This is a genomic window from Solidesulfovibrio sp. (assembly GCF_029978005.1).
Classification (GTDB): domain Bacteria; phylum Desulfobacterota; class Desulfovibrionia; order Desulfovibrionales; family Desulfovibrionaceae; genus Solidesulfovibrio.
The window spans coordinates 1-25,413 of the sequence record NZ_JARKOZ010000039.1 but is presented as its reverse complement, the minus strand read 5'-3'; the positions used below and the strand labels follow the sequence as shown (position 1 = coordinate 25,413).

Sequence of the window (25,413 nt, the reverse complement as noted above, 5' to 3'; positions counted from 1 at the left end):
GGACTCGGATCAGTTTACGGCATTTGGCCCCTCCCGCAAAGGGGCTCTTGCTCCCCGTCCGAAGGCGCCGTACGCTTGGCCGACCCTTCCCGCATCGCCGTGAAGGTGCGCCCGCGCCGGCGCCCGCCTGCCGTTTGCCGCTCAACCATCCTCTCCACCCGCACGAGAATCCCCGGGCGCACGGCACTGCCCGTGTCGGCCTCGGTCAGGATGGAAACGCCATTGCGGCTCGGGCCGGCGGGGAGGAGGCCGTTGAGGTTGACGCCCGCGCCGGCTCCCGTGGCGGCGGCGATGCGCCGACCGTCCGCCACCGGGCCTATGTCCATGACAGCGAAGACCACCTGACTGCGGCCGGGAACGCGAGCTTCACCTATGACAAGAATGGTTTTTTAACGTCCAAGACCATTTCCGGATCCAGGACGCGCTACCAGTGTTCGAGCCGTGGCGAACCAAGGGCTCGAAGTCGCCCTGATCGATCCCGGCAAGCCCTGGCAAAACGGTATGGTCGAGAGCTTCAACGGCAAATTCCGGGACGAATGCCTCTCCATGGAATGGTTCCGCTCCCGGACGGAAGCCAAGGTGGTCATCGAGGATTGGCGCAGGACGTATAACGAGGTGCGGCCGCATTCGAGCCTCGGTAAAATGACGCCGGGGGCCTTTGCCCGGATGCTCGACAGTACCTCAAACCACGGAGCCGCCCTCAAGAATTGACTGGTCCGAAGAATGACGGCAGGTCAGTGGAAGCGATATTTCGCAAAAAGTAGTTGAGCCCCCAATTTGACACGTCTCGTGTCTATTCTCCTCGACTCCCTGGTGAAATTTACACTCAATTGGCGACAGACAAGTCGCTAACCTACCAGGCCCCGCGCCCGTCCTCGAGCAGCCTACCCGCCTCCTTGCGGTACTTTCCTTCAGCGCCAACTCGCTGTTGGGCCGATTTCGCCCTTTCGTTTGAAAGTCCTCATGAAATTTCATGGCCCGGCACGAGAGAATAGGGTCTTTGGGGGAGCGCTTAACCGCTTATTTTTCCTAGAATTATTCGAGCAGCTCAAGCAAATTTAAATGAAATTTACTGATACATCATAAAAAGTATTAATTATACTTTTTATGTGCATGAATTTATACGATGGCTGTTGGTTATCGCTGCCTACATGATAGCAAAAGGATGGAATATGAATGCAGAAACGAATAGTCAGCGCGTACTGACTCATATGATCCAAAAGCTTAAAAACTATTCTCCCTATGCACCGAAGAATTATAAATTAACATCCGTTGCAAATTCATCTATAAGCACCGGATACTTGGATGGTAAACAAGTTAAGCGTATCATTTTTTATTTACGTGGAGTTGGATGTTCATGGTGTAAGTTAGATTATGGGGGATGTTCCATGTGTGGCCATTATCATGGGACAACAAAAAGCGGTCTCATGCCTGAAGGATCGCATCTTCAGCAGTTCATAAGTGAATATATAAAATATGATTTTAAAGAATTTCCAATTGTATGTATTTATAATGCTGGATCAATATTAAGTCGGGAAGAGATGTGTGACCATGACTTAGCAGAAATATTAAAAATAGTTGAATCGAACAACCATATAAAGCATGTTATAATTGAAAGTAGACCTGAGTTTATCACTGAAAATGTATTGCAAGTTATGGCCGAGTTATTGAAATCTACATCCGCAGAGATTGGCATGGGGTTAGAATCTGTCTCAGAAGTTGTGCGTGACCTTTGCATAAATAAAGGGTTTTCCTTTAACGACTACACAAAAGCGGCTGAATTGGTTAAAAAATACAAAATAAAAATGCTGACATACATTACAGTGAAGCCATTATTCCTAACAATAAAAGAATCAATATCGGATGTTGTCGAGAGTCTAAGAAAATTGCGCAACCTAACAGATGTTGTTTCTCTTGAGCCGACCAGCATCCAAAAGTGGACTTTAGTTGATTATTTTTACTCACAGGGGATCTATCGTATTCCAAGTGGATGGATACTGAAAGATATAATTGAAGAGATTAAAGAAAACATTGAAGACTTGGGCTTTGAGTTGCGCATAGGAGGCTTTGAATTCTATCCAACGCCTCAGCTTTATGTAAGCAATTGTTATCGATGTAATGGGGATTTATATAAAGCAATAAACTCTTTTAATGTAAGCAAAAGCATTGACGAAATGTTAAGCTTGGAATGTGAATGTGCAAAGACATATGAAATGGAAAAATACAACGAGCAATCGCTAAACATTGCTTCGTCGCTGCCTGCCAGAGTGGCAGAAATCATCGCGGATAAATTATTGTCAAGTTACCTAAGGTAGATCATGTGGCTGTGTGGTTGTACTGAATGTATAACAGGCGAATAGGAGGTTGCATGGACAAGTTCGATTCAGTAATTCCTTTTGTAGTGAGATTCTTACAGCCACGTATTTCTCCAGAAATGAAAATGATTTTATTACAATTTGAAAATGACAACGGGAGCAAGGGTTGTCTTGGGATACATGAGGAGTCTCTTGAAACGTTATGCTCTGCTATTATAGAAGCTTTGGGTGCGGTGAGGTCTTTTCATGACGCAGAAAGCAGCACCGCTAATAAGGTTTTAAAACGAGCTTTGACTGCTCAGTTAGGGATTTTGTGAATTTTTTTAAAAATCGGAGATCAATATTCCAATAATGCCAGTAAAGATTAATATCAACATATATCCCGGGGAAAAGATCTATGAGTTCACCGGCTCGAAAATAGCTTTCAGCTTGAATGCTGGGTACTGCTCCATACCCCAATCCACTTGCTACTGCGCGTAATAGTTGTTCTGGGGATGGAACGTAATGTGAATTGAATTCACTAGGAACTTTTTGAAAAATATTTTTAAACAATTGGTGGTGAATGGTGTCTTTCGTATTGAAGTTGACAATTGGGGCATCTGTTGCACTGATATAATTAATACCGTTGTCAAACCATTTTTTGCAAAATGTGGGGTTGGCAGCAAATTTATATTGCATAGCGCCAAGGTAATCACAGGAACAGCCTTGGACAATGACATTGCTTGCACTTATGCATCCCACAACGTCGCCGTCCTTAAGTAACTTATGAGTTTCTTCTTGATCATCAACGATCAAATTAAATAATACATTGTTAATTTTAAAGAATTCATTAACAATATCAAAAAGCCAAGTAGAAAGACTGTCGGCATTTACTCCGATTGCCAGAATTGAATATCTTTCTTTGGAACCAAAACCCAATCGGGACAATACATCTTCTTCAAGGTATTTGACTTGTTTGTAGTATTTTAGCAGCTGTTTTCCAGCAGGAGTTGCCTTTGGGGGAGATGAGCGCACAATTAGAACTTGCCCAATGCTTTCTTCTAGCTGTTTGATTCGCTGTGAAACTGCAGATTGTGAAATAAACAAAGACTTCGCCGCTTTTTCAAAACCACCATGTTCAAGGACTGAGCCCAGGGCTTCTAGCATATTGACATCGATCATAAGCCATCCTTATGTAGTAAAAATGTTATAAATTTTACTTATGACAACTTTTCCGGCCACTGGCTACAGTGACGCAAAAGAATGTTGTTCTGGCAGAATGATGAAAGTCGGTGACTGCTCTGGGCAAATTGCACTGATATTTTACAAAAACAATGTACATTGAAGAGCTAAACGAAGTTTTATATGTCGGGCATATAGTTAACAATATGACAAAATGCCGCTGGCCTCGACTGTAACGCGAAGAGTTAACAAATTCAATAGTTTTCTCTCGTCGCTTGCATGGGGTGCAGATAATAAAATAAAAGCTCTTTCATTAATAGCTGTTTAAGTCTATGCCGATTATACATTGTGGTATTGAAGTTTGTGCACATTATTCTTTTAGTACTTTTGAGTATTTGTTCAAAATTTTGAAATTTTAATCTACTCGTATGACGGAGGTCCTATGGGGTCATATTATATATCAATTGTAATAGTGGTTCTATCAAATGTACTTTATCATATTTTTCAAAAATCTATACCGCAACAATTCAATCCATTCGTCTCGTTGATAGTAACTTATATAACGGCAATCGTCTTTTCTCTTGTCCTACTCCCGTTTTGTAATTCAAATTTTTCTATATCAGAGCACTTGAAGTATTCACTTTGGCCAAGTATTGCATTAGGTTTTGCAATAGTAGGTCTCGAGGTTGGATTTTTATTGGCTTATAGATCGGGGTGGGATATTAGTATTGCTTCTGTTTTGTCAAATATTTCAGTAGCGATATTTCTTATTCCGGTAGGCTTGTTGATATATAAAGAAAGTTTTTCAAAAATAAACTTCGTCGGAATTATATTTTGTGTTGTCGGGTTGATTTTAGTGAGAAAGTGATTTCAGATGTGCTACGTCATTCCGAACGCAGCCACACCGGTGAAAGTCGAAGCCTCTGCCGCCAAGGCCGAACTTATTGACCAAACTCTGCGACGGAAGATCAGCTTAAGTCGTTGCCCGGCATCGGTGACGCTTACTCTAAAAAGATCATTGAAGGACGTCCCTATGCCAAGAAGGACCAGCTTGTGTCCCGAAAAATTATCCCAGGCGCGACCTACGACAAGATCAAAGACAAGGTCATAGCCAAGCAAAAGCAGACAAGCCGAGCAAGCGGGGCGGGCTACGAGCTTGCTCCCGTTCTCGCCTTGGCTGGCATGGTATAGGACAGGAGGTTGTATGCGGAGTTTTGTGTTGGTTGTTACCTGTTCCCTTCTCTTGGCGAGCATCTCGTTTGCCGAAGACTTACCAAGCGGCACCAGCCAAAACAATGGCAATGCTCAACAGTCAAAAAAGTCGGAGTATAAATCTTCTCCACGTCTCAACTACAGCAGTAACAAGCCGGGAGATGAAGATAAGGGGCTCGGGGGCCTCAAACCTATGTTGGATCAGACTTTGGGGAATAACAAGGATGGAGTTGGTGGTGGTGTGATGCCCAACGCTGGCACATATAAATTCTAGACGGAATAGTGAGAAAGCTTGTAATCACGTTCTGTCTGCTTCTTGTCTGTTCAGGGGCCTATGCCTTCGACCTGACCCTGAAGGAACCCCGGTCAGTGTCTATTTCAGCCCCAAAGGTGGCGCACAGCAGGCCATCGTTGACGCCATCGGGCAAGTTCGGGAGAGCTGTCTACGTCCAGGCCTACAGCTTCACGAGCGCCCCCATCGCTAAGGCTCTGGTGGATGCGGCCCGGCGCGGGGTGAAGGTCGAGGTGATTTTGGACAAGAGCCAGCGGAAGGAGACATACACTGGAGCAACTTTCCTGAGAAACGAGGGCGTCCCGGTCTATATCGATGCAGCCCATGCCATTGCCCACAACAAGGTGATGGTAATCGATGGGCAGACGGTTGTGACGGGGAGCTTCAATTTCACGAAGGCGGCACAAGAGAAGAACGGCGAGAACCTGCTGATCATCCGGGACGCTGGCCTGGCTAAGCTCTACATGGAGAATTGGGAGCAGCACCGGCAGCACTCGGAGGAATACTGAACCTTAGCGCATCTACCTCGCCGGCCCTCTCTTTAGCCACGCAGACCAGACCTACCTCTCAACCCTCCGTGACCGCCTGCGTCAGATTCCCGATACAACCGTGACTTGGCCAGGCGACTTATTCGAGGCAGACCATCTTGCCATGCTCGGTCCCAGGGCCAAGCAGTACATTTTCGAGGGCTGCCGCGATGCGATTCACGCCGCCACACACGTTGTCGCGTTGCTGGACGGCACACAGGTGGACGACGGCACGGCCTGGGAGATTGGCTACGCCTAGCCCGGGGCCTCCCAATAATCGGCCTTCGTACCGACTTCCGCCAAGCTGGTGACACCCCGACATCCCTGGCCAACGCCATGATCGAATGCTCGTGTCAGGCCATCTACCGATCCGCTGGCGAGCTGCTGACGACCCTGGTCGAATAGCCGTCTTGGTCGGCAGGATGGGCGTTATGGCGTTATTCCGGTGTCTGACTCCGCAGAATTGCGGCGTCCCCACCCTGCCGGGCAACCAACGCAGAATTGCGGGCGTCGAGGTCCGTGCCGACCGGCTCAGATTTGAGCCCGATGAAAGCCGTGTTTTCAAAGCACACCCTGACCCGGCCTGCCCACATGCCATATCCGTCCACAGAAACGACGAAACCCTGCCCATGGACGTTGCCAGGCCAAGCCGCTTGGCCGCAGTGTGAGGGCGCTACGAGCCTCAGCAATCTTGCTTAATGACTTGTGCCCTGGCCCCTGTTATTGAGGATCATGGAATGGATTTTTATCGGCCTTGCCGTGGTCCTCATCGCTATGGTGGCCATCTTCGCAGTAGCTGCCAATAGCAATGATGGCGCGACCGTCCCAGGTCGTTTCGACTTCGACAAATACAAGTCCCAGGAACTTTCCAAGCGCGGCCTATTCGATAAGACGAAGTGGTGATGCCCTGTCGGCATGGTTGACGCCATTTCCAAAACCGTCTTCTGAACGTCTTTGAACAATTCCAGTCGCTTGCGTGTGCCAATACAAAAGTAGCGATTCGCTACCTTTGAACGATTCCAGTCCGTTCATCCAGATAGAGACAGCCACTTGGCGTAGCCAGGGCGATTTGCCAATGCGCGTAGGTGCCTCCCGTGCGCCCCATGACCGCTTTGAAAAGGTCGGATTTCCCGACCCTTTCTTTTTTCGAAAGAGTCTTCACAAACTCCTGTGTTGACTCGAGCTCTCGCCAATATTTCGACGACTTCCCCTGTGTGCCTCCAGCCGCTTTCCACAGATCCGTCAGGCTGGCCGTCTCATTATGCCCTTTCGCTTCGATCTCCCGAAGTGTGGGAAGGATCGCCGGGGCGCGAAGGGTTGTGATGGGGAGATGACCAAAGGCGGGGAAAAGGTGCTGCTCCATCCGGGCCAAGACCTTGGCGGCGTGCCCTTCGCTCCAGGCCTTTACCTGCTTGGCGTGCCAATCTCGGGCCACGACTTCGAAGGTATTCGCGTCTTCGGCAGCCTGCGCCTCGGCAGCAGCCTTTTCATCCTGCCGTGCTTTGCCTGGGTCTATGCCGTTTGCGATGAGCTTGCGGGCTTCGTCGCGGCGCTCCCGGGCATCCTTGAGGGAGATATCCGGATAGGTGCCCAAAGAAATGAGCCGCTCCCGACCGGATATCCAGTAGCGCAGCCGCCACCACTTGCCGCCCTTGGGGCTAATTTCCAGATGAAGGCCGCGCTCATCCTTGAGGCGGATGGTTTTGGGACCAGGCTTGGCGTTCCTACGGCGACATCGGTCAAGGCCATGCGGATAACCTCCGGATGTAGGCGTGGCGGGCGTTCGCCGTCAGATATCCGGCCTCCCTGACCGCCACTTCCTTGCCTATCCGGTTTGCTATCCGGTCAAATACCGGATGTCAACGGACGTAAAAAAACGAAACCGGACTATCTCTAGCCCGATTTCGCTAATCTTTCCAGGTTGTTCCGGTCCTTATCGGACCTCCCTGGACTATGATTTGGTGCCGAAGGGGGGACTCGAACCCCCACGGGCATGGCCCACCACCCCCTCAAGATGGCGTGTCTACCAGTTCCACCACTTCGGCAAATATCGTCTAGTTCGCGGGAGCGGTCCCCGGCGCCTTGGGCGCCAGCGGCGGAACATCCTCGAAGGTCACTCCCTTCTTGGGTTCCGCGTCCTTGACCGCCTCAGGCGCCACCACCCCGGCCGGCGGCGCGATGGGAGCGCCGCTCGCGTCGATCATCACCGACTTGGCCGAGCGCTTGTGCGAGCCCGAGTACACGTTGTACACGAGCGACGTGATAAGAAAGATCGCCCCGAAAAGCGCCGTCAGCTTGACCAGCAGTCCGCCGGCTCCCGTGCTGCCGAACACCGACTGGCTGCCGCCGCCGAAGATGACGCCCATCCCTTCCTTGCCCGACTGGAGCAGAACCAGGATGATCACAGCGACGCAGGCGAGTACATGTACAGTAATTATGAGCGTTGTCAACTGAATTTTCCCGTTATTTTCACGGACATGGCCGCGGGTTCATCAAGCCGTCACAATGGCCGAGAAGCTTTCAGCCTCAAGGCTCGCGCCACCTACCAGCACACCGTCCACATTGTCAATCCCCAAAAGCTCCCCGGCGTTCCCCGGCTTCACGCTGCCGCCGTAGAGAATGCGCACGGCCGCGCCGGTTTGCGCCCCGAAACGCGCGACGAGCCAGGCCCGCATCAGGGCGTGGGCCTCCTCGACCTCCCTGGGGCCGGCCGTCAAACCCGTGCCGATGGCCCAGACCGGCTCGTAAGCCACGGCCAGGGCGTCGGGGGATACGTCCGCCGGCACGTCGGCCAGGCCGGCGGCGAGTTGGCGCGTCAGCACCGCCTCCACTTGGCCGGCCTTGCGCTCCTCCACTTTCTCGCCCACGCACAGGATGACCGCCAGGCCGGCCGCCAGGCCGAAGGCCGTCTTCTTCCCGACCAGGGCGTCGTCCTCGCCGAGGATGTGGCGGCGCTCGGAATGGCCGGTCAGGGCGTAGCGGCAGCCGGCGTCCAGGAGCATGTCCGGCGCGATCTCGCCGGTGAACGCCCCCTGCCTGGACGGATAGAAGTTCTGCGCCCCCAGGGAGAACCCGGCCGCGCCGGCCAGGGCCTGGCGCGTCGTGCCGAGGGCCGTGAAGGGCGGGATCACCAGCACCTCGCGGTCGGCCGGCAGCCTGCCGTCGAGTTTGGCCCGCAGGCCGGCGGCCGTGTCCCCGGCCTCGCCGGCCAGCTTGTACATCTTCCAGTTGGCGGCCATCAGCTTTTTCATGACTGACACTCCTTGAGCGCGGCGAAGGCCGGCAGCTCCTTGCCTTCCAGAAATTCCAGAGACGCGCCGCCGCCCGTGGAGATGAACGACATCTTGTCGGCCAACCCCGCCTGGTGCACCACCACGTCGGTGTCGCCGCCGCCGACGATGCTGAGCCCCCGCACCCCGGCCACGATGTGGCCCACCGTGTAGGAGCCCTGGGCGAAGGCCGGGTTCTCGAACGCGCCCATGGGGCCGTTCCAGACCACGGTCTTGGCCGGCTCGATGACCAGGGCGTAAAGCCCGGCAGTCACCGGCCCGATGTCGAGGATCACGGCCTCGTCGGGAACGGCCATAAACGGCACCTGGCCGGCGGGCCGCATCTCGGCGATGGGCTTGCCGGCGTCCAGGGAAATGACGCAGTCCACGGGCAGGTAGAAGCCCACGCCCCGTTCCTTCGCCTCCTTGAGGATGCCCCGGGCGGCGTCAAACAGGTCCGGCTCGATGAGGGACTTGCCGACCTTGTAGCCCTGGGCGGCCAGGAAGGTGTTGGCCATGGCCCCGCCGATGACCATGGCGTCGACCTTGGCCAGAAGGTTGTTGAGCACCCCGAGCTTGGAGGACACCTTGGCCCCGCCGGAAACGGCCACGAACGGCCGGGCCGGCGACTCCACGGCCTCGCCCAGGAACTTCCATTCCTTCATGAGCAGGAAACCGGCGCAGCATTTTTTGGCCACCTTGGCGAAGGCCACCATGGAGGCATGGGGCCGGTGGGCCGTGCCGAAGGCGTCGTTGACGTAGACCTCGGCCATGGACATGACTTCCTTGGCGAAATCCATGTCGCCGGCGGTCTCGCCGGGGTGGAAGCGCAGGTTCTCGAGCAGGAGGATCTCGCCGGGCGTGAGCGCGGCGGCCATGGCCTTGGTGGACTCGCCCAGGCAGTCCGGGGCCATCTTGACCTCGCGCCCCAGGAGCTCCGACAGCCGCTTGGCCGCCGGGGCCAGGGAATACTTGGGATCGGGCTCGCCCTTGGCCTTGCCGAGGTGCGAGCACAGGATCATGGGACAGCCCTGGGACAGGGCGTACTCGATGGTCGGCAGGCTCGCCCGGATACGCAGGTCGTCGGTGATGACGTCCCCCTTGAGCGGCACGTTGTAGTCCACCCGGATCAGGAGCTTTTTGCCTTTGACGTCCACCTCGTCGATACGGATAAGAGCCATGCGATCTCCTTGGGTGTTTTGAGCTTACGGGGAACCCGTCCCCGTCGATTCGCGGACCATGACCAGGGCGTCCTCCCCGTTGTCCGGGTAGTAGCGCCTGCGCACGCCGACGGCGGCGAATCCGTGGCGCAGGTAGAGCCTCTTGGCTGGGGCGTTGCCCGCGCGAACTTCCAAGTACCCCCGGGTCATGCCCATTTTATCCACTTGTTGCAAGACGTGGCCGAAGAGCCGGCCGCCCAGCCCCCGGCCGCGAAGGGCCGGGTCCACGGCGATGCTTATCACCTCGAACTCGTCGCCGAGAAAATGGAACGTGGCGTAGGCGGCCAGTCCCCCCTCCCCGTCCGCGACGCCGTAGGCGGCGAACGGCGCGCGGTCGAAGGCGGCGGCGAAGGCGGCGGCGTCCCAGGAATCGGGAAAGCAGCGCGCCTCCAGGTCGGCCAGGGCCTGGGCGCTTTCAGGGCCGAGCCGCACGGGGGCGGCCGAGGGCGGGATGTTCATGGCACGCGGCTTGTGGCATACGGGTTGCGGCCCAATGGCCGGGGGAAGTCTTCATGGCGAAAAAACGCATCGTCGGCCCGCCGCCGGAAATGGTGGACATCGTGGACGCAGCCGACCGGCCGCTTTGCGTCCTGCCCCTGGCCGAGGCCCACCGGCAGGGGCTCTACCACCGCTCGGTCATGGTCCTCGTGTTCGACGGCCGGGGCAAGCTCTACCTCCAGAAACGGTCCGCCAGGAAAAGCCTGTACCCGGGCCGCTTCGACCTGTCGGCCACGGGCCACGTCCGGGCCGGCGAGGCCCGCCAGGACGCAGCGGCCAGGGAGCTCATGGAGGAGCTTGGCCTTCGCGCCCCTTCCCTGACCTGCCTCGACGCCGTGCCGGCCGGCCAGGACACGGCCTACGAGTTCGTGACGCTCTTTTCCGCCGGCCGCCTGGCCGCCGCGCCGCGCCCCAACCCCGAGGAGGTCTCGGGCGGCATGTTCGTGGACGCGGCGGAACTGGCCGCCCTGGTGCGCGACTACCGCGACCAACTCACCCCGGCCGTGGTGCGCTTCTTCGAGCGCAAAAGCCTGTTTCCGCGCGCGGGGTAGGCCGGCAGGGGAGAAAGCCTCCGGAGTCCAGCGGGCTGCCGCCCTCGGGACTCCCGTATCGTTGCGCCAAGTCATGCCCTGGCCTCCCTGCCCGATCCGAAGGCCCGGCCAGGGGACACGCCGTCACTCCGCCAGCAGCCCTTCCATGGCCCCGTGCAGCCGGCCGTTGCTGGCCAGGATGCGGAAATCCCCGAGCCGGTAGGGGCCGGCCGGCCGGTAGCTGCCCACCCTGCCCCCGGCCTCGGTCACGAGGAGCGCGCCGGCGGCCACGTCCCAGGGATTGAGCGCCAGTTCGTAAAAAGCGTCCAAGCGCCCGGCCGCCACGTAGGCCAGGTCCAGGGCGGCCGAGCCCGGCCGGCGGATGCCCTGGGTCGCGGCCAGCATGGCCCGCAGGTCGGTGGTGATCTCGTCGAGATGCTCGCGGATGGCGTAGGGAAAGCCGGTGGCGACCAGAGCGTCCACGGGGTCGTCCACCGTGGAGACGGCCATGGGTTGGCCGTTTAAGCGCGCGCCGAGCCCCCGGCCGGCCGCGAAGCACTGGCCGAGCAGCGGCGCGTGGACGATGCCGAGCAGCGGCTCCAGGCCGTCGTAGAGGGCCACGGAGGTGCACACGAACGGAAAGCCGTGGGCGAAATTGGTGGTGCCGTCCACCGGATCGATGATCCAGGTGAGGCCGGCCAGGGCGGTGGCCGCCGCCGTTTCCTCGGCCAGGAAGCCGGCCCCGGGCACGACCGCGGCCAGGGACTCCTTGAGCATGGCCTCCACGGCCAGATCCGTGGCCGTGACCAGGTCGATGCGGCCCTTGCGGCGCACGTCGTGCGGAGCGGCGAAATCGGCGCGGATGCGTTCCCCGGCCGCCCGCACGGCGCAAAGAGCCCCCGAAAGGGCCGAGGCGATGTCGATGGCCATGTCACGCCTGTCCTTATTCAATTGATGAAGACGTCGCGAAAACGCAGACGGTCTTCCATGGCCCGGCCCGTGCCGCGCACGACCGTGGTCAGCGGCGCGTCGTCGAGCAGCACCGACAGGTTGGACTCCTGGCTGATGCGGGCGTCGAGCCCCTTGAGCAGCGCGCCGCCGCCGGCCAGGAGCAGGCCGTTTCGGGCGATGTCCGCCACCAGCTCCGGCGGGGTCTTTTCCAGGGCCTTCATGACCGCGCCCACGATGATGTTGACCGGCTCGCGGATGGCCTCGCGCACGTGGGAATCGGTGATGGTGACCGTGGTCGGCGTGCCGTCGATGAGGGACTTGCCGGCCACGTCCATGGACAGGGGTTCGGGCAGGGGCATGGCCGAGCCGATCTTGATCTTGATCTCCTCGGACATGTTTTCGCCGATGAGGATCTGGAACTCGTCCTGCACGTAGCGCTGGATGGTTTCGTTGAGCTCGTCGCCGGCCACGCGCACGGACTCGGCGTAGGCGATGGCCGAGAGCGACACCACGGCCACCTCGGTCGTGCCGCCGCCGATGTCCACGACCATGTTGCCCGACGGCCGATCGATGGGCAGGCCCGCGCCGATGGCCGCGGCCATGGGCTCCTCCACGAGCTTCACGTCGCGCGCGCCGGCCATCTGGGCGGACTCGACCACGGCCCGCTTTTCCACTTGCGTGATGCCCGTGGGCACGCAGATGACGATCTTGGGCTTGGCGAAGCGGAAGCCGGCCAGGACCTTGCGGATGAAGAAGGCGATCATGGCCCGGGTCACCTCGAAGTCGGCGATGACGCCGTCCTTCATGGGACGGATGGCCCGGATGCGTTCCGGCGTGCGGCCCAGGAATTCCTTGGCCTCGCTGCCCACGGCGATGAGTTCGCCGCTGCGGGTGTCGATGGCGACAACGGAAGGCTCGTTGAGCACGATGCCGTCGGTCGGTGTATAGAGCAGGGTGTTGGCCGTGCCCAGGTCCATGGCCAGGTCTTTCCCGAGGAACCGGAAGAATTTGCTGAAGAACATGCCCACGCTCGCATTGAAGTTCGGGATGCCGGGAACAAAAAGCCCCACGTCGCCACGATGGCGGCATGGTAGATGGCGCGGGCCGAAAAGTCTATGCCGAAGGCTTTGCGAGACGGGTGCGCAGGTGCAGGTTTTCCAAAAAAAGGGCCAGGTTTTCCGCTACCATGGATGTGAAAACCTTGAGTTCCTCGGTGACGGGCAGGGGCCTGGGGTCGGCCAGGGTCAGCACGCCCCGGGTTTTTTTCGAAAAACGGATGGGCAGGCAGACCACGCTTTTGCAGTCGGCGGCCGGCATGTCCAGGCCGAAAAGGGGCAGGCCCGTGGCCCCGGCATCGTCCTTCTCCCCGGAATAGACCGGGGTCTGGTTCTTGAACACCCAGCCCACCAGGCCCTGGCCCACGGAAAAGCGCAGATCCGCCTCGCGGCCGCCCTGGAACGGGTTCTCGTTGGCCCCTTCCAGATAGTAGGACCGGCCGGATTCGTCGCGCACGGCCAGCAGGCAGTAGCGGTAGCCCGTGGTGGCGGCCAGGAGCTCCAGCAGCCCGTCCCGGAAGGCCTCCCACTTGGGCCGGCTTTTGTGCAGGGTGGCGATCAGGCGCAGGCACTGGTAGAAGCGGTGTTCGTACAGGCTCGTCTCCACCTCCCTGGCCCGGGCCAGGTGGGAGCCGGCCAGGGCGGCGAATTGGGACAGGATCTTGAGATCCTTGTCGCCGAAGGTGTAGGTCTTGCGGCTGTCCAGGCACAGCGCCCCGCCGGTCTCGGGCACGGGGTGGCCCATGAAGGCGCGGATGCGCTCCTCCTCGCCGCCCCGGTAGTAGCCGAGCACGCCCCGGCGCTGGTCGAAATTACTGATGAGAAGGGGTTTGGATTCGCGGATGATCCAGCCCACGAGGCCCATGCCCGGGACGATGGCCACGTCGCGGTCCAGGGCGTCGCCCAGGCTGAAGGCGGCGGCCGTGCGGCAGACGTCGCCGTCCGGGCCGGGCAGGAACAGCACGGCGGAATAGGCGTCGAAGACGTTGCCGACGATGGCGAGCAACTGGTCGTAGAACGAGGGGTCGGTCATGGCTGGGTCGGGCGGCCTTCGACGGGGAGCCGCGGCGTGGCCGTTTGGCGGGACACGGCCGCCGTGGGCCCTTCTTTCCGGTTGCGCGCCATCGCCCCTCCCCGTCGCGCCGAGTCCAGGCCCGGCTGTTGCGTGTGGGGCAATATACGGAGCCCTTCCCTTCGCGTCAAACCCGAGGGGCCTGAGCGGGCCGGCGTCGGCCGGAGCCGGCCGCAGCGGCGCACGGACGGCGGCAAGGCGCGTCCTTGCCGCCTTTTGACAGCCCCTTTATAAAAAATCCGCTTTGGGATATGTGATTTTTTTCCCCGGTCCGGCCCGGCCGCCCGGGGGCGCAACCCAGCACTTTGGACGACGCCATGGCCTTCGACTGGACCCAAGCCTTCAGCCAGGTTGACGAAGCGCCTTTCCTCTCGGGCGAGCACCGCCAGAAGGAAGGCGCGACCCTGCGCGTCCAGTCGCTGCCGGATCTCAAGCGCTTCCTCGACTGGGTCCACATCAGGGAATGTCTGCTGCGGCCCTACGCCGAACACGCCAACTACCCAGTGGTGGACTTTCGCGAGCTTCTGCCCTCCTTCGAGGCCGACGCCTTCGAATACAAGGAGCTGCCGGGCTTCTCCATGGTCGCCGTGGCCCGGCCGCTGCGCTATTTCCAGGAAATTTTCCAGTACGACATCCTGCACAGCCTGCTCGACTACGCCGACGAGACCTACCGGGACCAGTGTCCGCTGGAGAGCTCCATTTTCGGCCAGAACACCCGGGCCTTCTGCGCCCGGCTGCCCAAGACCGCCCAGGACCGTTTCCGCAAGGAGTTCGCCGACACCGACGTCACGAGCCTGGAGAACTACGCCGCCCTTCTGCCCACGGTCCTGGACATGGACCGGGCCCACGTCATGTCCCTCGACAGCCAGAGCGACTTCTACCTGTCCGGGGTCTACTGCTCCTTCCCGTCCTACCTGGACACGGAGCTCAAGCGCTTCGGCCTCAACATCAAGAAGTTCGTGGTGGGCGACGATCGGCGCTACGAGCGCCACCGCAGCTTCGTGTACCAGTTCCTCATGGAGCTTTACGGCTTCCCCATCGTGTCCGAACGCCGCACCTCCTCGGCGCTGTTCGCCCGGCGGCTCTTTCGCATGGGCGAAAAGTTCATGGTGCGGGTGCTCGGCCAGACCGACCGGGCCATCACCTCGCTCTACTCCCATCCCGAGGCCCGGTTCTATCCGCGCGTGGAGAAGATCGCCCTGGTGGCCGTGGACAAGACCCAGACCGAGGCCATCCGCGCCCTGGACGAGGGCGGCTATTTCGTCGATCCCGACCGCCGGGTGGTCATCACCCGGGTGGTCTACCGCCAGCACAAGTACGACCCCAACAACGTCCGCCAGGACCGCGCCCTGTCCGTGGCCAGCCAGGAAGTCATCCACCCGATCACCGGCAAGACCTACTACCGGCTGAACCTGGTCAAGGACACCTACAGCCTGTTTTTGCGCTTAAACGACATCGTGCGCGGCGAATACAACGGCCGCATCGTCTACAAGCGCAACGAGATCGTGGAGAACACCGACACCCACGAAAAAAAGCTCAAGTTCCTCTACGCCTGGCTGTCCAAGCACCAGCGCCGCATCATCGGCTACTCCGACGAGTTCTATTCCAACGTCGTCAAGGTGCTCGACAACTATCTCCTGAGCGCCGACAACTACGACGACTTCAGCACCATGCGCGACCTGCACCAGGAAGTCTGGAGCAAGTACAACTACATCCAGCAGGCCCGCAAGGTGAAGATGCTGGAAGACCTCCAGGACCGCAACTACAAGGGCGAGAACCTGAGCTATCTGCGCATGCTCTCGCTTTTCACCGAGATTCTCAACGACCTCAAGTTCGAGATCGTCAACTACTTCGACACCCTCGTCGAGCGCGTCCTGTCCCTTGGCGACATGATTTTAAACGACGGCTACCTGCTGCGGAACTACATCCGCAAAAAAGACACCGAACTCTCGCCCTACGGCCTGTCGGTGAAGAAGACCTACGGCCGCCTCGTGGCCCTGCTCGACGAATTCCGCTCCATCCGCAAGGCCAAAAAGGACAAGGGCATCGTCGTCCCCATGGTGGCCCAGAACTGACGCGACCCGGCCGGCCGCCCCACCCATCGGGCGACGGCACGGCGGACATCTCAGACGCGCCCGGCGCGCACACCCAAAGAAAAAGGCGGAGCAATCGTGGAAGCACTCGTCAAGACCCCTCTCTCGGACTGGAACAGAAGCCACGGGGCCAAGATGGTCCCCTTCGCCGGCTTCGACATGCCGGTCCAGTACGCCTCCATCCTGGCCGAGCACGAGCAGACCCGCAAAAAGGCCGCCGTCTTCGACATCTGCCACATGGGGGAATTCTACCTGTCCGGCCCGGGCGCGGCCGCGGCGCTCGGCACGGCCGTCACCCACGACCTCGACACCCTGGCCCCGGGCAAGTGCCGCTACGGCTTCCTGCTCAACGAGGCCGGCGGCGTGGTGGACGACCTCATCATCTATTGCCTGGCGCCGGACTCCTACATGCTGGTGGTCAACGGCGCGCGCATCGCCGTGGACTTCGAGACGGTGAAGGCCCGACTGCCCCGGCAGGGCCTGTCCTTCGTCGACGCCTCGGCCGAAACGGCCAAGATCGACCTGCAGGGCCCCCTTGCCTACGACGTGCTGGCCGCGCGCCTTCCCGGCGACTTCTCGGGGCTCAAGTACTTCAACTTCTCCTTCGTCGACTTCGCCGGCGAAAAGCTCATGGTCAGCCGCACGGGCTACACCGGCGAGCTCGGCTACGAGCTCTTCCTGCCCGCGACCAAGGCCGTGGAGCTGTGGGAGGCGCTCGTGGCCGACCCGCGCGTGGCCCCGGCCGGGCTCGGGGCCCGCGACACCCTGCGCCTGGAGATGGGCTATCCGCTCTACGGCCAGGACCTCGACGAGGAACACACCCCGGCCGAGGCCGGCTACGGCTGGCTGCTGGCCTCCCCGGCCGAATACGTGGGCAAGGCCGGGGCCGGGGCGATCCGCGACAAGCTCGTCTCCCTGGAAATTCCCGGCCGGCGCAGCGCCCGCCACGGCGACGCCGTGCTGGACAGAAACGGCGTCAAGGTCGGCGTGGTGACCAGCGCCTCCTTCGGCCCGAGCCTCGGGCACGCCGTGGCGCTCGCCTACGTGGACGCCGCCGCGGCCGAGGCCAAGGAATTCCGCATCCAGGCCGCGCGCACGGAACTGCCGGCGGTCAAGCGCGCCCTGCCCTTCTACAAGGCCGGCACGGCCCGCAAGAGCGTGGGCGCGTGAGGACGAGGCAAGAGAAAGGGAAAATGTCTCCGGCGGCCGGGGGGGAGCATCCCCCCCGGACCTCCCGGTAGGGGCGAATGGGCCGCCTCGACGCATTCTATCTCCCCGGCGACGCCTTCGCGCCGCCTTACGCCCTGACCGGGAGCGAGGCGCATCATTGCGCGCGCGTGCTGCGAAAGGCGGTGGGGGACCGGGTCCGGGTCTTCGACGGCGCGGGGCGGGAAGGCGAGTTCGTCGTCTCCGAAGTGGCCCGGGAAAGGGTCGTCCTGACGCCCGTATCGCTTCGCGAAACCCCGCCCGAAACGAACGCGGTCTGGCTGGCCGCCGGGTTTTCCCGCTCGGCCCGGCGCGATTTCTTTCTGGAAAAGGCCGTGGAGCTCGGCGCGGCGGGCATCGTCTTCTGGCAGGCCGCACGCAGCCAGGGCCGCATGCCGGACGCGTCCAAGGAAGCCTGGACCGCCACGCTCGTGGCCGCGGCCAAGCAGTGCGGCGCGGCCAAGCTCCCGGCACTCGACGTGGTCGCCGGCGGCGCGGCCGGGCTCGCCGCCGCCTGGCGCGACCGCGCCTGCCGCCGCTACCTCCTCTGGGAGGACGCCGACAGCGGCAGGCGGCTCTGCGTGGCCGACGTGGCCGCCCCGGGCTCGGCCCTTTTCGTCCTTGGCCCCGAGGGGGGGCTGACCGAGGCGGAAGCCGCCCTTTTCATCGACGCCGGCTTCGTGCCGGCAAGCCTCGGCGAGCGCGTCCTGCGCTGGGAAACCGCCGGTCTGGCCGTGCTGGCGCTTCGCCTGGCCGGCTGAACCGGCCGGAGCCCCGGCCTTGCCCACTTTGCCCTTGAGGCTTTATCATCACACGATAACCCGTTATAAGGTGACATGCCGGGCTGCGCGCCCGGGCGAAACCCCGCCGGCGCAGCCTTTCGACCGGCAGCGAGGAACCGCATGGGAGAGGATAAACGCCGGCGCAGCCGCGTCTGCGCCCATTTCGACGCCTATGTCTACATCGACGGGGAGAAGATCCCGGTCAGCACGCAGAACATCAGCATGAAGGGGGCGCTTTTCGACCCCGAGCCGCGTTTGGCCGAAGACCGGGAGTGCACCGTGGTCTTCACGCTTTCCAAGGACATCAAGGTGCGTCTCAAGGGCATGGTCGTGCGCTCGACCAGCGAAGGCACGGCCGTCGATTTCGAGAGCATGGACGAAACCGCTTTCTTCCACTTGCGCAACATGGTGCGTTACTCGGCCCAGGACGCCGACAAGATCGACGACGAGCTGCAGGTGCCGGCCTTCGAGCCCGAGCGCGAGGAGAAGAACGACTGATGCGCGACAGCCGTCTTCCCCGCCTGCTCGGCCTGGCCCTGGCCGCCGCCGGCATCGTCCTGGGAGCCGCCCAGGCCGCGCCCGCCGGCGGCATCGACCAGGCCAAGGCCGGCCTGACCGCCTTGACCGACGGCGACGCCGCCAAGGCCGCCACCCTGCTCACCGAAGCCATCGACTCCAACGAGCTGCCCGAGGAAAAGGCCGCGCTCTTCTATGCGGCCAGGGCGCAGGCCCGCGTGGCCCTGGGCGACCTGCCGGAAGCCATCGACGACTACACCACGGCCCTGGAAAAGCAGCCCGGCGACGCCGCCGCGGCCTACAACCGCGGCAACGCCCACTTCGCCCTGCGCCAGTACGACCAGGCCATCGACGACTATTCGAAAACGCTCGAGATCGACGTGGCCAACGCCAAGGCCCTCAACAACCGGGGTGCGGCCTGGTTCAAGAAGGGCAACCTGCAAAGCGCCCTGGCCAACTTCGCCCTGGCCATCGCCGTGGACGCCGAGGACCCGGACGTCTTCCTCAACCGGGGCAAGGTCTACGAGGCCCTGGGCGAGCCGGAAAAGGCCCGGGAGGACTTCCTGCAGGTCAAGCGCCTGGATCCTTCCGCCAAGACGCCGCTGGACTAGCGGCCGCTTCCCTTAGAAAATAGTAATTTCACTCCATTATCTTCGAAAAAACGCATGCTTTTTCGAGGACGCGACACGAGCGCCCGGCGAGCAGCCCGGCCAGCTCGGGAGCGGCCTTGCTCGGCACGAACTCCACCACTTCGTAGCGGGCTGCGCCCTCGCGGCTAAACGGGTCGCGGGAGAGGATTTCCATGAGGGCGTCGCGGCTTTCGGCCTGGGCCAGGATGACGCCGCCCGTGCGCGGCGCGCGGCGGCCGGACAGCAGAAACGCCCCGGAAGCGTAATGCTCGTCCAGGAAGCGGGCGTGCTCCGCGAGCAGTCCGTCCACCACGTCGAGCCCCTTCGCGTACGTCAGCAGCACCAGGAACATGGGTCACCTCGTTTTGGCCGACTGATGCGCCGCCCGGGCGGCGGCGTCAAGTCCGGCCCCGGCCCTCCGGCCACGGCTTTCCAATTTCCCCAAGCTTGGGTAGAGCGGTTGCGGGAGTTCGCGTCGGACGACGGGAGCTTTCGCAAACGCCCGCCCAAGGAGAAACCACGTGGCACAGGAGCAGACCCAAGCGCAGCGCGCCGCCGTGGCGGCGCTCCTTTACGGCCTCAGGTTCGGCGCGGCCTTCAGCCGGGAGGACACGGACGTCCTGGCCGGCTACCTGCGGGAATCCTCCTTCCCGGCCGGCACCGTCGTCATCCAGGAAGGCAGGCGGGCGAATTCCCTGGCGTTCATCGAATCCGGCGTGGCGACCATCCAGAAAGAGGACGCCGGCGCGCCCGAGCGTCACATCATCGACCTGGCGCGCGACGCGGTCATCGGCGAGATCGCCTTTTTCGACGACGACCCGCGCTCGGCCACGGTGGTGGCCAAGACCGACGTGCGCCTGCTGGTCATGACCCGTGAGGACTTCGACGCCCTGGCCGAGGTCCGCCCCGACCTGGCCATACGGGTGCTCTTCTACATCGGCCGGGTCTTAAGCCGCCGTCTGCGCCAGGTGTCGGGCCGTTTCGTCGGCCTGCTCGCCTAGCGTCGCGTCCTCGAAAAGGACGCAGCTTTTTGATATAAATACTTTTTCTTGAAAAATCCCGACGTACTCTTCAAGGGACGCCGCACGAGCCTCGCGTTTGGACGTCGCCCGCAAGCGCACAGGAAGGGCCGGGCCGCTCCGGTCATGGCGCGGCCCGGCCCTTCGCGAGAAGCCCCTTGCCTCAGGCGGCGATGGCCGGCCGGCCGTCGACGGACTCGGACTTGAGCCCGGCCACCACGCTTTCCAATCCCCTGGCCTGACCGCCCAGGGCCCCCACGGCCCTGGCCGAGGCGGCCATGGCCTGCAGCGTGTCCATGGCGATGCGGTTGATCTCCTCCATGGCCCGGCGCATCTGCTCGGTGGTGGCGGCCTGCTGTTCGGCCGCCGTGGCCATGGAGCGTATCTGGTCGGAGGTGCGGGCCACGATGCCCACTATCTCGTGGAGCATCTCGCCGGACTCGTTGGCCTTTTTCGTGCCGAGCTCGATGGCCCTGGTGGTTTCGTCGGTCTTGTCGATGTTCTTGCGGGCGCTTTGCTGCATGGTCGTGATGAACCCGGCCACGTCCTTGGTGGCGGTCATGGTCTTTTCGGCGAGCTTTCGCACTTCGTCGGCCACCACGGCGAAGCCGCGCCCGGCATCGCCGGCCCGGGCCGCCTCGATGGCGGCGTTTAAGGCCAGCAGGTTGGTCTGGTCGGCGATGTCGGCGATCACGCCCATGATCCTGCCGATACCCTCGGCCTGCCCGCCGAGCTCGCCCATGTCGCGCCGCAGTTCGCCGGCCAGGCGATTGGCGTCGCGGATGGCCTCGACCACGGCGGTGACCATGTCGGCCCCGGTCTCGGCCTTGTCCCGGGCGGCCTTGGCCAGGACGTCGGCGCCGGCGGCGTTGCGGGCCACTTCGGTCACGGCTTCGCTCATGGCGTCCATGGCCGAGGCCGTCTCGCCGATGCGGTCCTTCTGCTCGGTGGCCCCTTGCTCCACGGAATCCACGCGCCGGGTGAGGTCCTCGATCTCCCGGGCCAGGCTGTCCGCGATGGCGTTGGCTTCCTGGGCCGTGGCGCGCATGCGCTCGGTCTGCTCGAGCATCATGGCTTCGCGGCGACGCAGTTCGGTGTAGTCGGAATAGACGCAAAGCGAACCCATGAGTTTGCCGTTGATGGCGTTGTAGAGCGGCGTGGCGTCGATGAGGACGCTGCGTCGGCTGCCCTTGCGGGAAACGAGCTCCACTTCCTTGCGGATGGCCCGTCCCTCCTGCATGGCCGTGCCCAGCACGGTCTTGCGGCCGGGGTCCCCGTAGAAAAAGCCGGCGACGTTTTGGCCGTAATGGTCTTCGGGCCGCCCCGACTGCTCCAGGAGCGCCATGAGGCTGTCGTTGGTCAGGCGCAGGACCTCCTTTTCGTCCACCACCACGTAGGGCGTGGCCATGCCGCCCACGATGCCCTGGTAGTAGCCCAGGGACGTCTCGAGGTGGCGGACCATGCTGCGCAGCGACTGCGCCATGTGGGCGAATTCCTTGGGCAGGCCGGAAGCGGGCCGGGAGGCGAAGTCGCCGCCGCCGATCTTGTCGGCATAGGCGACTATGGCGTCGGCGCCCTGGGCCACCCCGCGCACGATCACGGCGATGAGCGCCACGAGGAGCACGACGGAGCCTACGGCCAGGATGAGGAACATCCTAAAGCCGGCCGCACCTCCGGCCTCGATGGCGGCCAGGTTGGCCTTGGACGCCTCCTGCTGCTGGTCGATCAAGGACAGGGCCGTCTTCTTGATGTCGCGCCACAAGGGCGTTTCCTCGTCGTTGAGCATGGCCACGGCCTTGGCCATGTCCCCGGTCGTGGCCAGGGCCATGATCTTGAGTTTGAGATCGTGGCTGGCCTCCCATTTGGGGGCGACGGAGGCGAGCTGCCGGCCGATGTCCCCCCGGGCGAGCTTGCCGGCCTCGGCCAGGGCCTCACGGAATTCCGCATCGGCCTTGGCGTAGTTGTCGCGGGCCTTCTTGTCCGAAGGGTTGAGCAACACGTTGCGCGCGGCCTGCTCCGTCTGCAGTCCCTGGGCGTAGACGTTTTGCAGGTGGAACAGGAGCGGCCCGTCCACGGTGGCCACCGTTTCCAGATAGCCCACCATGCGCGACTGCTGCAGATACAAGAGCGACACGGTCAAGGTCGAGCCCACGACACCGGCGACACAAAGCGCCACAAGCAACCACTTTATGCTGATGCGATTCATATAGTACTCCAGGCGACAGACAAGACCCCGAGGACGTTGCAGTTCCATGCAAAACCAAGGATTTACAAAAAATGATGTCGAATTGAACAATCATATTTCTTTTGCGTGACCATTGCAAGAACAAAATCATAATTCACCACCACACAGGTTTGGGAATTGCATCACAATAGTTCCCATACTGTTGCAACACCAGGCGTCTCTATTGTGATAAAAGTAACTACTCCAGACAATCCCACTCCAGATCGGACGAAAAATGCTCCCATGCTCGTCGACCCAATCCGGCGGCCAGATCCGTGGCTTGGCTCGGCCCGGCAAAAAATGCTTCCCGAAGGGCGCGGCAAACGCTATGAATACACAAGGCCCATGCGGCGGCGCGCCACGCCGCCCCGGGAAATCGCAGGCCACGCCCGTCGTCCGGGCGGCGGCAGGCCTCTGCAAGGAGAAACGCTCATGCGCCGTACCGCCTTTGTGGCCCTGCTGCTCGCGTCTGTCGCCTGCGGCTGCACCCGCCCTCCCTATTCCAGTCCGGGCAAGGATCTGGCCGTCATGGAAGAGGACTATACGGACTGCTTCACCAAGGCGTCGCTTACGGTCAACACGCCGCCCTTTCCGGACAGTCCGCTGCGCCAGGCCGACAAGGACACCGACGCCTGCATGCTGGAGCGGGGCTACCAGCGCCATCTGCGCCTGTTCTAGCGTTGCGCCCTTGGAAAATACGTCGGTATTTTTCAAGAAAAGTATGTTCCTCCTTTGTCCTCGAAAAAGCATGCCCATGACGGGGATATGGCACTGGCCTTGGGCTTGCGACGCCAGGCAGGAGTCCCCGAGGGAGACGCCTTGTTCGAGCATTGCCGACGAGGCGCTTTCCCGTGCCTTTCCGGACGGGTGCAGCGGCCAAAGCTGCTGCCGACCCGGAACTCCCGGCGTGCCGGACCAGCGGGCTTTCGCAGGCGAGGGAGCAAAAGCGCGTCCTTGCCTTTCTGCCGGGATGCGTTATTATGAAATTTCGACGGGGGCGCCCTGGTTTCGACGGGGATAGTGAAGCCCTGGTTGCAGGCCGAGGTGCCGCGAGGCCTCGTAAAACACGCGGCAACTGGTTAACTGCCAACGATTACGATTACGCCCTGGCTGCTTAATGACAGCCAGCGTCCCCTTGGCTGACGCCTGATAGGCCAAACCGGGACGCCACCCTTATCAGGCTGGCGCAAACCTCCGTCCGGCGAGGCGCGCGCGAGACTACAGTCGGACTGGCCGGAGGCGGCCCGGCCGGAAGGCCTGCCCGAGGCGAGATTGTTTTTCGGTCTAAGCCTGTAGACGCTAGGTGTGGAGCATTCTCGGACGGGGGTTCGATTCCCCCCGCCTCCACCAAAACAACTTCCAACACGGTCCGATACGATCCAAAAGACCAAAGATTTCAGCATGAAGCCGGGCTAGAAATAGTCCGGCTTCGTCTTTTTAGGTCCGTTGACATCCAAATTTGACCGGAGAGCAAACCGGATAGGCGACACGTGACCGCTTGGGAAACCGGATATCTGACGAAATCCCCGGCCGTGCCTGCCTCCGGAGGATATCCGTATGGCCTTGACCGACGTCGCCCGTAAGGAACGCCAAGCCCGGTCCGAAGACTATCCGCCTCAAGGATGAACGCGGACTTCATCTTGAAATCAGCCCAAGGGTGGCAAGTGGTGGCGTCTGCGCTTCTGGATATCCGGTAAGGAACGCCTCATTTCCCTGGGCACCTATCCGGATATATCTCTCAGGGACGCCCGGCCACGCCGCCAGGACCATGCGCCGCTTTGAAATGGACGTCTTCCCCTGGATCGACGCGCGCCCCGTCCGCGACATCCTGGCCCCGAACTGCTGACCACCATTCGCCGCATCGAACCCCGGGGAGCTATCGAGACGGCGCACCGGACATTGCAGAACTGCGGGCAAGTCTTCCGCTACGCCGTCGCGTCTGGCCATGCCGACCGCGACATATCCGGCGACCTGCGCGGAGCCCTCCCCCGTCCAAAGAAAAGCATCACGCTTCCGTCACCGACCCCAAGGACGTGGCATCCCTGCTGCGGGCCATTGAGACGCACCTGGGCTCTTTCGCGACCATGCGCGCGTTGCGGCTGGAACTGGTCTTTCACCTTCACGTCCATAGTGCAGAAGCCTCAAGGTCTCTTCTTTGTCCAGGCCGTCGCTATGACTGCCTGCGGGCTTTTCGTGAACGTATGTGACGACGACATCAGGCCCAACGCGCCGAGCGAACTTTAGCGCCACGACCTAAGGACACTTTACTGGTTGATAACTTACATTTTTTGTGTGACAATTAATACAGTTGGCGACCAGTCGATTTGCATCTCGCCAAACGGACGTCAAAAATCGATATCCAGGGAAGCACCCATGTCAAAAACGCTGCATCATTTATTTCTTGCCGCCTTGCTCGCCATCGTTGCGCCGCGCTTGGCCGGCGCTACAGGGGCGTTCAATCAGTTTGTCGGCTTGGGCGACAGCACACTGGACAGCGGCTATTTTCGCTATGCGTCGACGGGAAACGCGTCAGCCGACGCAATGGTCGCCTCCGCCATCGCCGGCGGCGCCCAGGGCGGGTGGGCCGGCCCGGGGGTGATGACCAGTACGTTTTTGGCGGCAAGGTTCGGCCTCTCCGCCGAGACGGTCAGCGCCGGCGGCACCAACTTCGCCAACGGCAGCGCCTATACGGCCCCTTTAAGCGCCACTGCCGGCGGTTCCGCCGCTCCTGGCGGACTGTCCGGGAATGTCACCACCACCCAGCAGATCGCCAACCTCCTCGCCTCCACCGGGGGCGTCGCCAATGCCCACGCCCTGTATGTGGTCAACAGCGGCAACAACG

Annotated in this window: 28 protein-coding genes, 1 tRNA gene, 1 other RNA gene and 2 pseudogenes; 20 read left to right on the top strand and 12 right to left on the bottom strand. The window is 61.1% G+C overall.

Annotated elements, in window-relative coordinates; genetic code table 11:
* Window positions 1–453: 453 nt before the first annotated feature.
* The 3 genes and pseudogenes from Q1K70_RS04045 to Q1K70_RS04035 form a co-directional block, all read left to right on the top strand.
* A pseudogene (locus Q1K70_RS04045) lies at window positions 454–711 on the top strand (transposase); the annotation flags it as partial.
* Between the two features lie 461 nt (window positions 712–1,172).
* A complete protein-coding gene (locus Q1K70_RS04040) occupies window positions 1,173–2,315 on the top strand; it encodes a hypothetical protein (RefSeq protein ID WP_300156095.1) in 1,143 nt (380 codons plus the stop codon).
* A gap of 53 nt (window positions 2,316–2,368) precedes the next feature.
* On the top strand, window positions 2,369–2,632 hold the full coding sequence (locus Q1K70_RS04035; protein ID WP_300156092.1) for a hypothetical protein: 264 nt from the start codon (window positions 2,369–2,371) through the stop codon (window positions 2,630–2,632).
* Here the strand turns inward: Q1K70_RS04035 and Q1K70_RS04030 are convergent.
* Window positions 2,583–3,476 carry a LysR family transcriptional regulator ArgP gene (locus Q1K70_RS04030; RefSeq protein ID WP_300156089.1) on the bottom strand — a complete coding sequence of 298 codons (894 nt, stop codon included), beginning with the start codon at window positions 3,474–3,476 and terminating at the stop codon, window positions 2,583–2,585. The two genes, Q1K70_RS04035 and Q1K70_RS04030, sit on opposite strands and share 50 nt — an antisense overlap.
* Before the next feature lie 442 nt (window positions 3,477–3,918).
* Here Q1K70_RS04030 and Q1K70_RS04025 point away from each other — a divergent pair, with 442 nt between their 5' ends.
* The 6 genes from Q1K70_RS04025 (at window position 3,919) to Q1K70_RS04000 (ending at window position 6,410) form a co-directional block, all read left to right on the top strand.
* The gene (locus Q1K70_RS04025; protein ID WP_300156086.1) at window positions 3,919–4,344 is read left to right on the top strand and encodes an EamA family transporter; all 426 of its coding nucleotides are present in this window, start codon (window positions 3,919–3,921) and stop codon (window positions 4,342–4,344) included.
* Window positions 4,345–4,457: 113 nt separating this feature from the next.
* Window positions 4,458–4,667: a hypothetical protein gene (locus Q1K70_RS04020; protein WP_300156084.1), complete on the top strand. Its 210-nt coding sequence runs from the start codon at window positions 4,458–4,460 to the stop codon at window positions 4,665–4,667.
* A gap of 13 nt (window positions 4,668–4,680) precedes the next feature.
* Window positions 4,681–4,962: a hypothetical protein gene (locus Q1K70_RS04015; RefSeq protein ID WP_300156081.1), complete on the top strand. Its 282-nt coding sequence runs from the start codon at window positions 4,681–4,683 to the stop codon at window positions 4,960–4,962.
* A gap of 8 nt (window positions 4,963–4,970) precedes the next feature.
* On the top strand, window positions 4,971–5,489 hold the full coding sequence (locus Q1K70_RS04010; RefSeq protein WP_300156078.1) for a phospholipase D family protein: 519 nt from the start codon (window positions 4,971–4,973) through the stop codon (window positions 5,487–5,489).
* 10 nt (window positions 5,490–5,499) lie between these two features.
* On the top strand, window positions 5,500–5,766 hold the full coding sequence (locus Q1K70_RS22125) for a nucleoside 2-deoxyribosyltransferase (RefSeq protein ID WP_366521653.1): 267 nt from the start codon (window positions 5,500–5,502) through the stop codon (window positions 5,764–5,766).
* 473 nt (window positions 5,767–6,239) lie between these two features.
* Window positions 6,240–6,410 (top strand): hypothetical protein, encoded by a 171-nt coding sequence (locus Q1K70_RS04000; protein ID WP_300156074.1) that lies wholly within the window; start codon window positions 6,240–6,242, stop codon window positions 6,408–6,410.
* 100 nt (window positions 6,411–6,510) lie between these two features.
* On the opposite strand, the gene Q1K70_RS03995 is transcribed toward Q1K70_RS04000, so the two are convergent.
* From Q1K70_RS03995 to rimI, 6 genes are all read right to left on the bottom strand, one after another.
* Window positions 6,511–7,176 carry an integrase arm-type DNA-binding domain-containing protein gene (locus tag Q1K70_RS03995; RefSeq protein WP_366521652.1) on the bottom strand — a complete coding sequence of 222 codons (666 nt, stop codon included), beginning with the start codon at window positions 7,174–7,176 and terminating at the stop codon, window positions 6,511–6,513.
* A gap of 290 nt (window positions 7,177–7,466) precedes the next feature.
* Window positions 7,467–7,552 (bottom strand) — tRNA-Leu (locus Q1K70_RS03990).
* A gap of 9 nt (window positions 7,553–7,561) precedes the next feature.
* Window positions 7,562–7,957 (bottom strand): preprotein translocase subunit SecG, encoded by a 396-nt coding sequence (gene secG, locus Q1K70_RS03985; protein ID WP_300156071.1) that lies wholly within the window; start codon window positions 7,955–7,957, stop codon window positions 7,562–7,564.
* A gap of 42 nt (window positions 7,958–7,999) precedes the next feature.
* Entirely contained in the window at window positions 8,000–8,758 is a 759-nt protein-coding gene (gene tpiA / locus Q1K70_RS03980; RefSeq protein WP_300156068.1) for a triose-phosphate isomerase, read from the bottom strand.
* Window positions 8,755–9,957: a phosphoglycerate kinase gene (locus Q1K70_RS03975; protein ID WP_300156063.1), complete on the bottom strand. Its 1,203-nt coding sequence runs from the start codon at window positions 9,955–9,957 to the stop codon at window positions 8,755–8,757. Before Q1K70_RS03975 ends, tpiA begins: the two co-directional genes overlap by 4 nt.
* Before the next feature lie 24 nt (window positions 9,958–9,981).
* Window positions 9,982–10,455: a ribosomal protein S18-alanine N-acetyltransferase gene (gene rimI, locus Q1K70_RS03970; protein WP_300156060.1), complete on the bottom strand. Its 474-nt coding sequence runs from the start codon at window positions 10,453–10,455 to the stop codon at window positions 9,982–9,984.
* A gap of 53 nt (window positions 10,456–10,508) precedes the next feature.
* Here rimI and Q1K70_RS03965 point away from each other — a divergent pair, with 53 nt between their 5' ends.
* Complete coding sequence (locus Q1K70_RS03965; protein WP_300156057.1) at window positions 10,509–11,045, top strand: NUDIX domain-containing protein; 537 nt, start codon at window positions 10,509–10,511, stop codon at window positions 11,043–11,045.
* Between the two features lie 123 nt (window positions 11,046–11,168).
* Here the strand turns inward: Q1K70_RS03965 and Q1K70_RS03960 are convergent, their stop codons facing one another.
* The 3 genes from Q1K70_RS03960 to Q1K70_RS03950 all read right to left on the bottom strand — a co-directional run bounded on the left by Q1K70_RS03960 (window position 11,169) and on the right by Q1K70_RS03950 (window position 14,063).
* Window positions 11,169–11,954: an inositol monophosphatase family protein gene (locus Q1K70_RS03960; RefSeq protein WP_300156054.1), complete on the bottom strand. Its 786-nt coding sequence runs from the start codon at window positions 11,952–11,954 to the stop codon at window positions 11,169–11,171.
* 17 nt (window positions 11,955–11,971) lie between these two features.
* A complete protein-coding gene (locus Q1K70_RS03955) occupies window positions 11,972–12,997 on the bottom strand; it encodes a rod shape-determining protein (protein WP_300156051.1) in 1,026 nt (341 codons plus the stop codon).
* Window positions 12,998–13,088: 91 nt separating this feature from the next.
* Window positions 13,089–14,063 (bottom strand): GAF domain-containing protein, encoded by a 975-nt coding sequence (locus Q1K70_RS03950; RefSeq protein WP_300156050.1) that lies wholly within the window; start codon window positions 14,061–14,063, stop codon window positions 13,089–13,091.
* 356 nt (window positions 14,064–14,419) lie between these two features.
* Here Q1K70_RS03950 and Q1K70_RS03945 point away from each other — a divergent pair, with 356 nt between their 5' ends.
* From Q1K70_RS03945 to Q1K70_RS03925, 5 genes are all read left to right on the top strand, one after another.
* Window positions 14,420–16,177, top strand: a complete 1,758-nt coding sequence (locus tag Q1K70_RS03945) for a hypothetical protein (RefSeq protein WP_300156047.1) — start codon at window positions 14,420–14,422, stop codon at window positions 16,175–16,177.
* Between the two features lie 96 nt (window positions 16,178–16,273).
* Window positions 16,274–17,365: a glycine cleavage system aminomethyltransferase GcvT gene (gene gcvT, locus Q1K70_RS03940; protein WP_300156044.1), complete on the top strand. Its 1,092-nt coding sequence runs from the start codon at window positions 16,274–16,276 to the stop codon at window positions 17,363–17,365.
* Between the two features lie 77 nt (window positions 17,366–17,442).
* Window positions 17,443–18,162 carry a 16S rRNA (uracil(1498)-N(3))-methyltransferase gene (locus Q1K70_RS03935; RefSeq protein ID WP_300156042.1) on the top strand — a complete coding sequence of 240 codons (720 nt, stop codon included), beginning with the start codon at window positions 17,443–17,445 and terminating at the stop codon, window positions 18,160–18,162.
* A 141-nt stretch (window positions 18,163–18,303) separates the two neighbouring features.
* A complete protein-coding gene (locus Q1K70_RS03930; protein WP_300156039.1) occupies window positions 18,304–18,681 on the top strand; it encodes a PilZ domain-containing protein in 378 nt (125 codons plus the stop codon).
* Complete coding sequence (locus Q1K70_RS03925; protein ID WP_300156037.1) at window positions 18,681–19,310, top strand: tetratricopeptide repeat protein; 630 nt, start codon at window positions 18,681–18,683, stop codon at window positions 19,308–19,310. The genes Q1K70_RS03930 and Q1K70_RS03925 overlap by 1 nt, the downstream gene beginning before the upstream one ends.
* Before the next feature lie 28 nt (window positions 19,311–19,338).
* Here Q1K70_RS03925 and Q1K70_RS03920 read toward each other — a convergent pair whose 3' ends face one another.
* The gene (locus Q1K70_RS03920) at window positions 19,339–19,680 is read right to left on the bottom strand and encodes a YciI family protein (protein ID WP_300156034.1); all 342 of its coding nucleotides are present in this window, start codon (window positions 19,678–19,680) and stop codon (window positions 19,339–19,341) included.
* 169 nt (window positions 19,681–19,849) lie between these two features.
* Here Q1K70_RS03920 and Q1K70_RS03915 point away from each other — a divergent pair, with 169 nt between their 5' ends.
* A complete protein-coding gene (locus tag Q1K70_RS03915) occupies window positions 19,850–20,329 on the top strand; it encodes a cyclic nucleotide-binding domain-containing protein (protein ID WP_300156031.1) in 480 nt (159 codons plus the stop codon).
* Window positions 20,330–20,510: 181 nt separating this feature from the next.
* Here Q1K70_RS03915 and Q1K70_RS03910 read toward each other — a convergent pair whose 3' ends face one another.
* Window positions 20,511–22,553: a methyl-accepting chemotaxis protein gene (locus tag Q1K70_RS03910; RefSeq protein ID WP_300156028.1), complete on the bottom strand. Its 2,043-nt coding sequence runs from the start codon at window positions 22,551–22,553 to the stop codon at window positions 20,511–20,513.
* 450 nt (window positions 22,554–23,003) lie between these two features.
* On the opposite strand from Q1K70_RS03910, the gene Q1K70_RS03905 reads away from it, so the two are divergent.
* The 4 genes and pseudogenes from Q1K70_RS03905 to Q1K70_RS03890 form a co-directional block, all read left to right on the top strand.
* The gene (locus Q1K70_RS03905; RefSeq protein WP_300156026.1) at window positions 23,004–23,249 is read left to right on the top strand and encodes a hypothetical protein; all 246 of its coding nucleotides are present in this window, start codon (window positions 23,004–23,006) and stop codon (window positions 23,247–23,249) included.
* Window positions 23,250–23,564: 315 nt separating this feature from the next.
* Window positions 23,565–23,921, top strand: a transfer-messenger RNA (tmRNA) gene (gene ssrA / locus Q1K70_RS03900).
* A gap of 324 nt (window positions 23,922–24,245) precedes the next feature.
* Complete coding sequence (locus tag Q1K70_RS03895; protein WP_366521651.1) at window positions 24,246–24,353, top strand: Arm DNA-binding domain-containing protein; 108 nt, start codon at window positions 24,246–24,248, stop codon at window positions 24,351–24,353.
* Between the two features lie 591 nt (window positions 24,354–24,944).
* Window positions 24,945–25,413: pseudogene (locus tag Q1K70_RS03890) on the top strand (autotransporter domain-containing esterase); the annotation flags it as partial.